Source organism: Celeribacter marinus, assembly GCF_965656515.1.
In the GTDB taxonomy this organism is placed as follows: Bacteria; Pseudomonadota; Alphaproteobacteria; order Rhodobacterales; family Rhodobacteraceae; genus Celeribacter; species Celeribacter marinus_D.
This window is the reverse complement of sequence record NZ_CBFHKW010000063.1, coordinates 1-14,772: the sequence shown is the minus strand read 5'-3', so window position 1 is coordinate 14,772 and position 14,772 is coordinate 1. Positions and strand designations below refer to the sequence as shown.

1 pseudogene is annotated in these 14,772 nt (G+C 55.6%); it reads left to right on the top strand.

What is annotated here, in order from left to right:
* Window positions 1-14,772, top strand: a pseudogene (locus ACTG34_RS11900) (hypothetical protein); the annotation flags it as partial.

Sequence of the window (14,772 nt, the reverse complement as noted above, 5' to 3'; positions counted from 1 at the left end):
GCCTCAATTACGAGCGTGTCAGGGGCTAAGTTCACATTGGATTTGGGCGCGGACGGAACCACAAACTCGATCCGCTATATCGCGGACAAAAACCGCCAAGGCGTTGCGATCCAAGAGGCGCTTGACGCTCAATTGGGCAAGGGCGCGGCAACAGTCGTCTTTGACAAAACAACGGGTGGTGTGACCTCGCAAGGGTTCAAAATCACGTTTGAGAGCGCGCGCGCACCGGCATCTCTCACAGCGAATGCATTTACGACCGCAAGCAATGGCTCGGTGATGTCGGGCGTTGTGCGGGTTGCCGCGACCGCGACCGCAGTCTCTGGACAGGTTGCAGGGTCGGGTACGGTTCAGGCGGTTGATCTCTACGACGATAGTTTGAACGGCTTGTTCACGCTTGAATTCCGCGTCTTTGACCAGACCTTCCAAACCGAAGGGCTTGCGTTCGATGCGAGTGCGGCCAGTGTTGCACAAGCGATCCGTGAGGCGACCACCGCGGGTGGGACGGTGTACGGCGATCGTGGCGGCGATGCAGATGTGTCATTGGTCACGGCGTCCAACGGGACACATAAGTGGCAGGTTGAATTTACAGGGGCCGCGCTTGGGCGTGATGTGCCTGTGATGACGGCGACGATTACGCAGCTTGAACGCGCGCCGACCGCCTCGTTGGCGCAGACCGCGACAGGGACGACAACGTCCGAACAGCAACGCCTGACACTTCCGGCAAGTGGCGACACATTTGCGTTGGCCTTTGGCTCTGCCGTTACGGCGCCGCTTTCGGGCGATGCGACAGCGGCACAGGTGCAAACTGCGCTTGAGGGACTTGCCACCATTGGCAAGGGTAATGTGAGCGTTGCGGCGGGTGCCACAGCGGGCACATTTGACGTCACCTTTGGCGGATCCTTGGCACAAAGTGCCATTGCCAAGTTGCGCTTTAGCGAAGTTCAAACACTGACGCTGAACCTGCCTGACGGGCTTGCCGATACCTTGGCGTTGCGCGTTGTGGGACAAACCTCATGGCAAGATCAGATCGATCTTACTGCGGTAGCGCCGAGTGACTTGCGTGCGACACTGTCGGCGGCCCTTGCCACTCTCACGGATGATAGCGGCGCGTTGGTTTACGGTGCCGGTGCGATCGCTGTGCATGCCACTGCAACAGATGGTGTGTTCCATCTGGTTGGGGTTAACGCGCTTGCGGGTGTCGATTTTGCGGCGACCGTTGCGGGTCTTTCGCGTGCGGCCCCTGAGGCGCCTGAGTATTTGATGGTCGGGGCCACCGGCGTGAATGGCTATATTGGCGGGGCCGCTGCGGGGGCAACGCTTAGTGATGCTGCTCTTGGACTGATCATTTCGCGCGCCCAAAGCACACCTGATGCCGTGGGTTCCACTGCGGGGTTTGCCCTCAAGGCCGAAGGCGCAGTCGCGCTACAAGGGTTTGGTGACGCGGTTACGCTCTCCGCTACGGGCTCCATTGCGGTCAACGATTTGGGCCGCGCCGTCGATTTTGATGTGCCTGCGGGCCTCGGGGACACCACGTATAACGTTGCCTTTGCGGACGGGACCAAACAGCGCGAGTTGATTGTCGACCAAGGCACATTGAGCGTCGACGGTTTGGGCAGTCTCACGGGCGGCTTGGCGATGAACATCACCTACCACAAGGTGAATGGCCTCGACACAACGGACGTGCGGATTGGCCTCAACGAGGTGTCCGGCGCACTGACAGCGGGTGGGTTGAACGCACAGTTGAGCAATGGCGCGGGGGCGGTCCTGTTGCGGGATCAACAAGGGATCGGCAGCGTTTATGCGGTCCAAGCCGAGGGCGATGTTGCGTTTGACGCCGGTGGCGCGGTGCAGATCACAGCCGATCAGCTACAGGTAACCCTCAACCGTTGGGGCGACGATCTAAGCGAGTCTGTGTCCACGGGCAAAGGTCTCTACGATGTCGATTTGATTGACAACGAAACCCGCTTGCGCGGTGAGATGTCCGTCGATGTCGGCGGCGTGATGCAGGCCGAAGGACAGTTGTTTATCGAGCTGCGCGACGATCAGAGCGTTGTTTTGAGCGATGGCACTGCGGCCGTGGTCGATCAGGTGTTGATCGGGGGCGCTGATGCGTCCGGCGCCATTGGCGCGGGCGGTGCATTGGGTGCGCGGTTTGATGATTTTGATGTCTTGGCCGCGGTGTCGACCGAAGTGGTCGATGCGGGCGTTGATGCGCGCCGTTGGATCAGCGCCAGCGCGATGCTCGGGGATGCCACGATTGCGGGCTACGCTCTTGCCAATATCGAAGACGCAACACTGAGCGTCAACCAGACGCTTAGCACGGTCGGCGGCGTTGCGGCCCTGAGCGGCGCACCGACGATTGATTGGTCTGATGCCGTCTTGTCCTTGCCCGTCGAAACAGATGCGACACACAACGTTGTCCTTGATTTTGACCAAGAGACGCTTGCCGTGAGTGCAAACGCGCGTCTGCGGTTGGGGGATGCGTTTGTCGGAGGCACCTTTACGATTGCCCAAGAGGCCAATCGTGTCGGGACACAGGATCGTTGGGTTGTGACTGCGCAAGACGGCACAATGGGTATGAACGTTGGCGATGTCGGTCTCACGTTGTCCGAGATCTCGGGCGATCTGTATCTGAATGCAGATGGAACACGCAGTGGCACCATTAGCGGTTCTGCCGCGCTGACCGGTATTGACGGTGTGACGCTAGACGGTGATTTGACGGCGGCGTTTGATACGCAAAACAACATCCGTATTAGTGGCTCGGCCGATCTTGATGTTCTTGGGATGGCCACGCTCAGCGGAGATTTCGCGATTGAGCAAGTGCGGCAGAACAACCGTTCTATGCTTATGGTTGGTGTCACGAATGTGGCGGCTGGCTTTGAGGTGGATGGTGTCGGTTCTGCGGGTCTTCAGAACGGTGAGATGTTCGTGTTGCTCGGAACGGACGCAACGGGGCAAAGCGGGTTCGCCATCAATGGGTTTGCCACGGCGATCATCGACACGCCTGTCATTGATATGCAAGGGAACGTTGGGCTATCGGCCAACACGCTGGGTTTTGCCATTGAGCGGACCCAACGTCTGATCGATGCCAACGGGATCAGCACTGATATCGCCATGAGCTTTGGCGAGGGTGTCGTTGCGCCCGCAATCGAGTTTGGTGAACTGGACGCATTGATTACGGATATTCTGTATGATGCTGTGGATACGGTTGGCGTAACGCTTAGCGATCTCAAAGCGGATATTAGCCCCGAGTTTGACGATGGCGGTAACAATATCAACACCAACCCTCTGGCCGTGCAATTGCCGGTCATCGGATCATCCATTTCGCAAATCGTAGGCGCGGATCGGTTGTTGTCGATTGGCGACTATGTGCAGCGGTATTTGGGAAATACATCCGATGCCTTTGCGGGCCTCGCGTTGCCTGACTACGGAACAGCCGGCAATCCGACACTTCGCGGGTTGCTTGGGTTCCTCCAAGACAATTGGTTGCCTGAAATCGGTGTGGCGCGTGATGCGCTAAAACTGGTGACCACGTCCAACGGTATCAAAATCAGCTTTGACGACACGTTCAATGTGGGGGCCGAGGCCACCTTGCAACTTGATCAAGCGGCCGAAGATTACGGCCTGTCGATCGATGGAACTGTGACGGCCGAAATTGATGTCGCGCTTGATGTCGCGTTTGATCTCGATATCAACTGGAGCACTGGCACTAGCACATTCAATCTCCATCGTTTGATGTTTGATGCGACCGCCAGTGTGGACGACATTGACGTCACCGCCGCTCTTGGCCCACTTGCCGTAAGCGTTGGTGATAAGGACCGCGAAACCGGCACGTTGAGTTTGGCGTTGGCGGGTGAAATCCGTCAGGGAACGACGGGCATGTCCGTGGTTCAGACCAAGGATGAATTGATCCTTGACCTTCCAATTTACGCGCAACTTGGCAGTCTTGATCTGTCGGCTAGTGCAACGCCGCGCCTGATTGCCACGGGCAATCCGTTCTCGGGTGATATCACGTGGGCCGCGCAAGATTTCGACGCCATCGGTGATTTTAGCAACCTCTCGGTTGTCGACCTGATCCTGATGTTCCCCGATTTTGTGGACACGTTGCAATCGGTCCAAGACAATGAGGTATTCGCAAATAGCTTGCCGTTCCTCGACACGGGTCTTGATCAAGTGCTCGCCTTTGGCGAAGGCTTTGAACGTGACGTTTACAACAAGATCGATTTTGACAAGCCGCGTATCGATCTGTTTGAGGTTTCATCGGTCAATGTTCAGGCCGGACAGATCAATGGTGAGGCGGTCACGCTATTGCTGAACCCCGTTGGGGGCTTCACCCAAAACCTGATCGACGATCGTCAAATCACGCTTTATCAAACGGTTGCGGGGGTCGAGACGGAAATTGGCACCTATGGTATTGATAGTCTGCTCGATGCGAACAGCCTGATTATCAAAGGTTCTGTTGCGGCGTCTGGCACGTTCCGCATGGTACTCCATGAGGCGCGCGAACAGATCACCACGCTACAAGAATTTATGGCGGCGGTGAATGCGTCTGGCGTCTTGCCGGCGGGTCTACAAATCTATTTCGATCCCATCGAGCGTTCGTTTGGTATCCCGTTTGCCTTCTCCGAAGATTTGACGCCGGTGCAAGTGCCGCTCAATCTCGATTTGGGAAGCGACACGGTGAGCTTGACGACGAGTGCCGAGGGCAGTTTGTCCGTGCATGTTGCGGGCTCTGTCACGTTCTTTGCCGATCTCGACGGGCGGACATATCTGGGTCAAAACGGGAGTGTCGCCGCCGGTAGCAACCTGTTCTCTGACGAGACGTTTTTGTTCGATAGCTCGATGGTGGGCTACGGACTTGATCTCAACGGTGAAAAATACACGATTGTCGGATTGCGCGGGGATCACCTTGTCGCGCTTGATCGCACTTTGGCGGATGGGGTCACTGACCTTGGCTATACGCTAAGCGAAAACAGTTTGACGCTTGGTGTTGAAAACGTCTCGCTGACCGCGGGCGCGTCTCTCAACATCGATGACCTCGAGGTCGGGCTTCAGCTTGGTATGCTCAAGGCAACAGCGGGCGGTGTTGGTACTGGATCAGGCTTTGAATTATCGGCACAGGTCGGGGTTACACTTGACCGCGACCCAAGCACGAATAATCCGCAAGATCAGCGATTTGGGTTCACCGAAATCTCGGCGTCTGATCTGAACTTTGACCTGACCGGACGTGCCTCGGCCAAATTGCGTGGTCTGTCTGTCGATCCCGGCCTTGGCTCCGATATTCCATTGGCGCCGAATATCGAGGTGTCTCTCTCTGCTCAGGATCTTTTTGCACCTGGCACACTCAAAGTTGTCGATCAAAATCCGATGTATCCGGTTGATCTAGCGACCTTGGTCGCGGACGGTGTTGTGGCGGCCAATGACATCGTGGTCGTGCTTCCCGATCTTGGCTCGGCGTTTGATTTCAAAGACTTGTCATTCGAAGATATCATTTCGGGCACCCGTCAGGGTCTTGAATTTGTGCGTGACGCCATTGAGGATCAGCCGTTCTACACGGTCGTGATGCCTGTCGTTGGTCGGTCCCTTGAGGATGTGTTCCCGTTTGTGGATCAGTTCCTCGCCAAACTGGAAACAGCCGCGGCAAATCCGGCGGGTGCGATTGGCGAAGTTGAGAAAATTATCGAGGACGCTTTGGGCGTTACCGATGATAATACACTTGATATCAACGATCAGATTTTCGCGCTGAGCCTCAATGGTGATGCCCTTGATATCCATCTGAACCTTGGCGCGGTGTTCGAAGAGAACTTTGGTTTTAGCCTTGATCTTCAACAACTTGCGGCGATTGCGGGACCAGATGCGCTTGCGGGGTTTGATTTCATTGATGATATCGCTGATGTGATCAACCCAGGCGCGGCGGGTAAAATCAATCTGAGCGCGTTTGTGAATTTCAAAGTGCAGGCGGGAATCCGTCTTGCGGCGGATGGACCTGAGTTTTTCCTCTACGACTACAATCCCACACGGATCAAAACCCAATCTGTTGCGGCGTTTGGATCGGTGGTGTTTGGCAATCGCTCCAGCGTGCTTGACGATGCGATGAAGGCGGACATTTTGTCTGATTTCCGCGCCGTTGTTGGGGCGCAGGGGGACGGTGTTACGACGATTTCGGCACAGGTTGATACCTATTGGATCACCCCGACCGAAGGGTCTGACACACAAGACAACATTGATGATGTTCACGGCGCGGGCCAATTGGCGGGTCGTCGCCAGTCCGAGATTGTAGCGCTACAAGATTGGTTGTCAGGCGAGCTTGGCGTCAGCGTTCAGCTGTTTGCGGGTGCGCAAAGCGAGATCGCACAGGGGGAGGCCACGCCAACCTTTACAAACGTTGAAATCGAACGCGAAGTTGCCGTGTCGGCAGAAAAAGCGCGCGGTACGGCGGCCAGCATTGGCTTGCGTGTGGCAGGTCAGGATCTTGAACTTGGCTTTGAGGCGGGTCCGGCCCGTTTGGGTGTGACCAACGGTTGGGCGGCGATTGACCGTGACGGGCTTGCCAGCACGTTCGACTACGCGACATTTGCGATCACACTTGATCAGCGCGGCGGCACGATTGCTGACGATGGCCGTTTCTACATCGGTCCGGAACGTCTCTCCAACAACATTGGTTACGAGATTGAGGGCGCAATGGGCATGGACTTGCCGTTGAGCCTGTCCGTTCCGTCATTGCCCGATATTGCGCTGAGCAGCTTTACGGCGACAACGGGTCCAACCGGCGTTCAAGGCCTTCTTGATATGGCTGCGGGACGTCTGGTCCAAGGCAAAGTCATCGAGATCAAAGTGCCTAATGTCCAAGGCGTTATGGATGATTTCCTTAGCGAGTTTTCGTTGCTTGGGATGTTGGCCGATCCGTCACGTATTTTGGACGGTGTGGATTCCGCCTTGGGCGTTGTTCAGGATTTGATGACCAGTGAGCTGTCGCGCGATATTCCGGTGATTGGCGATAAGATGGCCAGCGCGGGTAACTTTGTGCGTGATGTGCGTGTTGGGTTCCTTGATGATTTGCGGGCCAAATTGTCGTCCGAGGGCGGCACGATTCCAATTCTACAATCGTCGCTTTGGGATCTGTTTGGCGAAGATGGCCTAGATATTATTCTCGATAAAAACGGTGACAGTGTTGTCGACGTCAACGATATCGATATCGCGTGGGTCGATCGTGATGGCGTGGTTCTGTCCAATTGGGTGATGGGCGATCTGCCACCAACGGCGGCGGACGCGATCCAGATCGATATGGACATGGGCATGAAATTGCTCGCGGCGGATATCGACATTCCGCTCGATTTCGAAATTCCCGGCTTTAGCTTGGATATCGACGGTGGCTTTACCTTTGATCTGGGTTGGGCGTGGGATTTCGGCTTTGGGATTAGTACCTCCTCGGGCTTCTATCTCAAGACCAACACGGACGACACAAAAGAGATCCGCGTTCAGGCGGACGCCTATCTCCAAGGGACAAACGGCAATCCGTTTACGGCAAACGGTACCTTACTGTTCCTTGACGCGACCGTGATTGATGCAATGCCTGATGGCAACCGCAGCGGTGCGAGCGCCGTTTTGGGTGTCGATATCGTGGGCGATGCGCGCGGGCGTCTCCCCGTCACGAAACTGTTTTCACAGTCCCCGTCACAGACGTTTGATGTTGGGTTTGACGTCACATCCTCCATTGATTTGCAGGCGGAGCTGTCGGTTAAAGACGTCAAAGCCATGCCGAAATTGCGGGCCAACCTGATCATTGATTGGGATTGGAGTTACGGCGAACGTTTGGTCGAGCCAACCATTGAGTTGGTCGATTTGCGCATCGATGTTGGTTCGCTGATTGATGACTTCCTATTGCCAATTTCCGAGCAGATTTCCGGCATCCTCGATCCAATGGCGCCGTTCGTCAAAATGATGATCACGCCAATCAATGGTCTCGACTTTATCGAAGGTGCGGGTATCAAGCCGACACCACTTGGCCTGATCAACGGGATGCTCAAACTCAAGGGCAAGCCCGAGATTCCGCAAGCGTTCTTTGATGCTGTAATCTTTATGCATGAGTTGCCCGATACGCTCAAAGAGTGGGCCAACACCGGCGAAATCCTATTGGGTGATATCGTTGGATTGGGTGCGGGTAATATCCGCGCCATACCGACGATCTCGGCCTCTCCGTCCGATCTTGATGCTAAATTCGCGAACCTTGAATCGAAGTCCGCGGGGGGTGCATCCTCGACCGCGAAGGGTGGTAAAATCAATGAGCCGCGGTCCGGTTTCAAGATGCTTGAGTACCTCAAGGACATCGAAAACTGGAAGGCGATCATGTCGGGCGGCGATGCCATCTTGTTCACTTACGAGATGCCATTGTTGGGTCTTGGCGTTGACATTGATGTGCCGATTGCGCGACTGCCAATTGGTCCGGTGATGATCAAAGTGGACGGCAGTTTGTCGTTTAGTGCGATTGCTGATTTGGCCTTTGGCTATGACACCTATGGTATCCGTCAGGCTATTAATTCCGGTGATCCGCTTGACGCGCTTGACGGGTTCTTTGTGCATGACTTCACTCTACCGACCTTTAAGAATGGTAAGATCGTTGGTGGCACGGGCGGCGACGAGAAAGACGAGTTCTATATCGACGCCAGTATCGGCCTGAAACTCGGCGCATCCTTGGGTCCGATCTCGGGCGGCGGTATCGGGGCGATCGAGTTCTACGCAGGTCTTGATTTGCAAGATATCGAGAAATCGGTCCTGACGAAAAATGCCGGTGGCTATGTCGAATCCGTCGCTTACGTCAGCGACGGCCGCATTCGCGGTAGCGAAATTGCGACGATGTATGAGTATGAAAACGGCGGGTTCCAGAACCTGTTCAACATCTCAATGAGCGCTGATTTTGTTGCGAGCCTGTTTGTCGAACTTGATTTGTGGATCAAAACGATCACGTTGTACCGCGCGGAATTGTTCCGTGTGAACCTGTTCAATCTGGAAATCAACGCGCCAAAAGTTCAGCCGTATTTGGCGGAGAAAAGTGGCGATGTTCTAACGTTGAACTTTGGCGACCGTGCCGCAGCGCGTAAGTATTTTGGCACTGACGATGTTGGCGAAGAGGTGAGCCTCTACGGATCTGGCGGTTCGGTGAGCGTCGAATATGACGGTTGGTATCAGACCTACACAGGCATCAAAAAAGTGGTCGCCAACTTTGGCGAGGGCGATGACAAAGTCGATATCACCCGTTTACGCGATGTGACATTCGATCTGACAACGGGAGCCGGTAACGATACGGTTTATGCCCGTGAGGGCGGCGGTTCAATCGCTGGCGGAGACGGTAACGATTCCATCCAGATCGGCTATTTCGATCAGGGTACGGTTGAGACCGAAGTCGAAGAGATCGATCACGGACAAGGACGGATCGAGAAAGTCAAAACGCGCGTCTATACACCGGGTGCATTCATCGCGGGGTCTGGCACATCGCAGGCATGGACAATGTCCGGTGGCGAGGGCGACGACACGCTCATCGGCGCGCTTGGCGATGACACTCTTGTGGGGGATGGCGGCAACGACAAACTCACGGGCGGTGGCGGTGATGACACGCTGGCGGGCGGCACAGGCAACGACCGTCTCTCAGGCGGCGGCGGGCGTGACACCTATATCTACGAAGACAACTTTGACGAGGACCGTTTCGCGGATAGCGAAGGGACGACCATTCTCGACTATTCGCGGATGACCAATGGCGTCACTGTCACGGTGACAAAGCGCGGCGTGAACACCAGTGACAATCGCACGGGTCAGGAAATCCGTGTCTCGGGCACGACAGTTGACACCATCCGTTTGAGCGAATGGTCGGACACGGTTTACGTGAATTCGTTCCCTGAATGGCAGACAGATATCATCGATGCAGGGGGCGAGGACGATTACCGCATCCGCATGGATCGCTCGTCTGGCAAAGGTGAGACTGGCACGATCAACATCGTGGAAACGGGCAGTGATTTCGATGAGATCATTGTCGAACAAACCCGCGCGACCACCGTTGATGATGCCTTGGTTTTGGGTCTTGGCAGCGTTGTGAATGGCCGCGAAGTCATCGCGTATGACGATAGCTTGCTGGAACGCCTGACGATCAAGGGCAAAGGCGCATCCTATGATGCCGCTCACATCGAATCCTTGGGTGGTGATGTCCGCTTTATCGCGGCTGCGGGCGAGTCTGCGATGAATCTCGGTAACACCGAATTGCGCGCGATTGCCCGTACCATCTGGCAGCAAAGTGCGCTGATGGCGAACGGTGTGATTTGGGAAAGTATCCGTGATATCAAAGTTTTGCATGATATCACCTTGCTCAACAGCGGGGATTTGGATTTCCGCACATATGGCGATAGCTCCGATGTCGAATTGTATGCAAACATCTGGTCCTCGTCTGATCTGACGAAAGACAGCGATGGCAGCAGTTGGATGCGTATTCAGGTGGCCGATGGTAGCCTGATCAACACCAACGCAAGCCAGATTGCGGGCGCAGGTGCGTATCTGATGGTCAAGGCCAAGGATGCCGTAGGCAGCTTTGATAAGCCGATCCTCACGCGGATCGCCGAGTTGACGGTTGCGACCTCTGGTCACGGGCGTGGCGATGTTGTCATTATCGAAGACGATTATCTGACACTCACACAGGAAAAAGCGCTCAATAGCATTGAGAATCCAGGGTATGTGATCACTGCAAATCCCGCTGATAGTCAGTGGGAAGCGAGTGAAGATTGGGTAAGCGATAGTGCAACCGGTGGCGCCGAATGGCGTGATCTTCTCCAGAAAAACCGCGGTAATATCCGCGCAAATGTTGCGATTGAGGTCGCGCACGGTGATCTGCAAATCGACCTCGTGGCCGACGATTCATTGCTCAAACTGGATAGCGGTTTTGTCCGTACGCTCGAATTGGGTCGCTTTATCAGTCTGACGAGCGACGATATCGACCTTGCCAGTGGTGCAAACAAATTGGTCGGTAGCGGGATTTTGACGCTGCGCACCCATAAAGATGCAGCGACCTATTATCTGGGAACCTCGGCAGAGGATAAAGTCGGCGTTGATTATGGCGACGACAGTGTCCAACAGATTGACCGTCCGGGATACTACTTGTCCTCACGCGATATCGCCGCCGTTGCAGATGGGTTTGCACGCATTGATATTGGTCGTCGTAATCTCGACAACGTGATGAACCTTGGCGATATCAAGATCGCTGATCAGGTGAAATTCGTTCCCGAAAGCGGCCCAATTGTGCGCGGAGCAGACACGCGCGTGGCCTCGCTGCGCGACGAGACGTTCTTGTACACAGACGTGTTGTTTGTCGAGGGGGATGTCCAATCGCCCGACAATACGCTGCACATTCGTACCCGCAAAATGCAGGTCAGCAGCCAGAACGTCCAAGATCCCCAAGGCAGCGCAGACTCCGGTTTGTTCGCCAAATCCCTCGACATCATTGTGGACGAGCAAGCCGTGGTAACGGGTTGGTTGCGGGCCACAGATCAGTTGGACCTGACTCTGACAGGGGCCACGGGCGATGCGGGTCGCATTGATGGGTATCTCACCAAAACTCTGTACCAAGACATTGCTGGCCCGTTGAGCCTTCAGATTGATAGCGCCGCTACAATCGAGACGTTTGCCGATGGCGCAACGTTGAATATCAACACGTCGCATAGCATTGAAACCGCAGGTTTGGTGCAAATCCACGGCGCGGATTCCACGATCAACTTTGAGAGTGGCGGCCCTATTATCTTGGTCGAGCTCTCACGCATTTTGGGCGAGGCCGACAACGCGACGATCAATATTTTGTCGCAAGATGTGGTTGCTGTGAATGGGGCCACGGAAACCCGTGCCGGCAACGATTATATCAACGACGAAGAGGTTATTACGGGCGTCAACGGCGCGATCAACATCGTGTCCCAGTCGGCCCTTTTGCTCGGCGGCTCTGTCGCGGCATCGGGTGATATGTTGCTCTCGTCGAAAGCCCAAAAATACGACAACGCAGTCTATGGGTTGCCGACACTGCCAGACGGTACACCGAACAACGATTACGTCCCGCGCTACGCGATCTTTAACAAAACCGGCTATTTTGCGGGTATCGCAGATGCCAGTCCGAACCATTACCTTGTCGATCATACTGGCGGCTACGGCATGTTGGTCACAGGGACGATCAGCAGCTTGGGTGATGGCAAGGCGATGATCTTGCGCTCTGACGAGGATGTGATTGTACGCGGCAATGTGAACGCCACAGGTGTGGGTGCATCGCTAACGCTACAATCTGATGAATTCTTGTTTGTCGAAGGGTTCGTGACCGCAACGACCGAACTGAATTTGTACGGCGGTGTCGATGTCGATGGTAACGCTCTGACGGGTACGGGCGCGCGCGCGGATGCCAAGGGCAGCAGTGTCTATATCTTTGCAACAGGCGAATACCGCACGACCGCTCCAGATGGGGATATCACGGTCAAAGGGGCCGAAGATGTCGATATCTTTGGCGCTATTATTGCGGGCGGCAAACCTGTCGGGTCGGGCGTCTCCTACGCCGTTGACGCCAACGGCGATGGTGGTAGCGATATCGTTGTCACCGCGGGCGAACAAATCCGTCTTGAATCAGGGTTACAAGCGAGCGGTAATGTGACGCTCAATGGTGGCACCCCGGGTGCGGACGATCATTGGAACGGCGCGACAATGGGCGATGCGCCCACGCTCAACCCCAACCAGTTGTCCGTTTTGGTCAATACGTCTGGCGGCATCACGGCCTACGGTCTTGGCGCGGCGGGACAAGGCTCGACAGTGACAATCACGGGCGACAACCGCATGGAATTGATGGGCTACATCACCTCCGGCGGTCGCCTCAATCAGACCTTTGGGTTGCTTGACCCGAATGATCCCGATTCCACTGCGTTCTTGGGACAAGACTTTGTTTGGTCGGGTCGTGATAGCGACATCAAGATTGAGGGCACAGGCCGCGTGTTCGTCGGGGGTTCAACCCTGAATGAGGCGGGCGATGTTGTGCTAACGGGCGGCTATTTGACCGCAAGCCGTTTGGTTGACGTGGCCGGTGGGCAAGATGCGCAAACAGGCATGGGCCTGATCATCGATGCCGCTGCGGAAATCGTGACCGAAGGCCGTTGGGATTACGCCGAAGATGGCACGCGTAGCCGCGCCGCAGGTGAGGTCTATTCCGACGGTAACATCCGCCTCTACGGTGTGGGCGATATGGACATGCAAGGTTTGCTGGTGTCTGGGGGTCGTAGCGATATGATCCGCGACAACGTTGGCAAATATATTGGCCGCAGTGTTGTGCGCTATGATGTGGATTCAACGATCCATGTGCAGGCAGATCGCCAAATCATTGTCGGCACGGACATCACGGCCGGTAAGTCGGTCGACCTTGTTGGCGGGATCGATACACGGGTTGCGGGCGCGGTTGGGTCAGACACCCAGTTCGACGGCACCGGCCTTGTGCTTTATGGCTCGGCACAAATCACAACCGAGCGCGATAACAGTGAGATCAATCTCAACGCACCGGGTGACATCGCGATCCTCGCACCGGGCGACATTCAGGAACTGGTCCTCGGTGGTTGGGCGGATCGTGCTGATGGTATCCTTGAGGATGACGTCACTGTCATCATCCAGATTGATAAAGTCAGCTATACGATTGAGGCGGCTGTCACGATTGCGGCAGCTGATACGGCGAACAACACGAGCATCGACAGCCTATTGCTCGACTTCAATACCGCGATGGCTGCGGCGACGTGGACCGTTGTGCAAACGGATGATCCCAACGGCGTTGTAACGCCACCATTGCAGACGCAATACGCGGGTCTTGCGGCTGTGCCGAACGACACACCGGGCAGCACGACACCCGATATCAACGCAAAATTGCGCGATGGTCGTATTCGCTTGGTCGGCCCATACGAAGTTAGTGTTTTGGCCTCATCGATGGGCACAGGTGTGCAGCGCGACACGGTAAATGGTGCGGACATTGGTGTCGTCTTTGACGATGCTACACCGGGTGCGGTGCGCGATGGTTCGGGCACGGTCATTGCCGCGACATCCGGTCGTCGGTTTGCGATGGATGCGGCGGCAACGGGGTCCATTATCAACATCGGCGCGCCAGACGGACCAAACGGGGGTCTGTATATCGCGGGCAAAATCCGTGCGCACACCAATATCGTGATGAACACGGGCAATGCTGCGGCGGGCAAAGGTGTGAACCTTGATGTCACCGGCATTCTGGAAACGCTTGATGGTGATATCGGCTTTGACCTCGGCTCTAGTGGTGTCCTCAAAGGGGATCTGATTGCGCGCGGCGCAGGCAATGATGTCAAATTGGCCTCTAATGGCACGTTGACAATCCGTGGTCTGGTGCAGGCCGATGACGAGGTGATCTTGTCTGGTGGCACGAACGCGGTGAGTTTGGTGCTCGAAGATACCTCAACAATCCGCACGGTGGATGCGGGCGGTAGCATCACGATTACAGGTACAAATCAGGTTGTCATCAATGGCACGGTCGAGACATTGCGTGATGATCAGCTCATCACGGTGGCGTCTGATCAGGGGCAGGTTCTTGTGACCAAAACGGGCGGTCGTATTTATACGGCGGGCCAACTCGATATTTCCGGCGTTGATCTTTTGCTAGAAGGCGAGATCACGAGCACATTTGTCTCAGCGACAACAACGCCCGAAATCCGTCTATCGTCCATTGGCAACATCGCGTTGAATTCCAACCTGACGGCTGTCGGT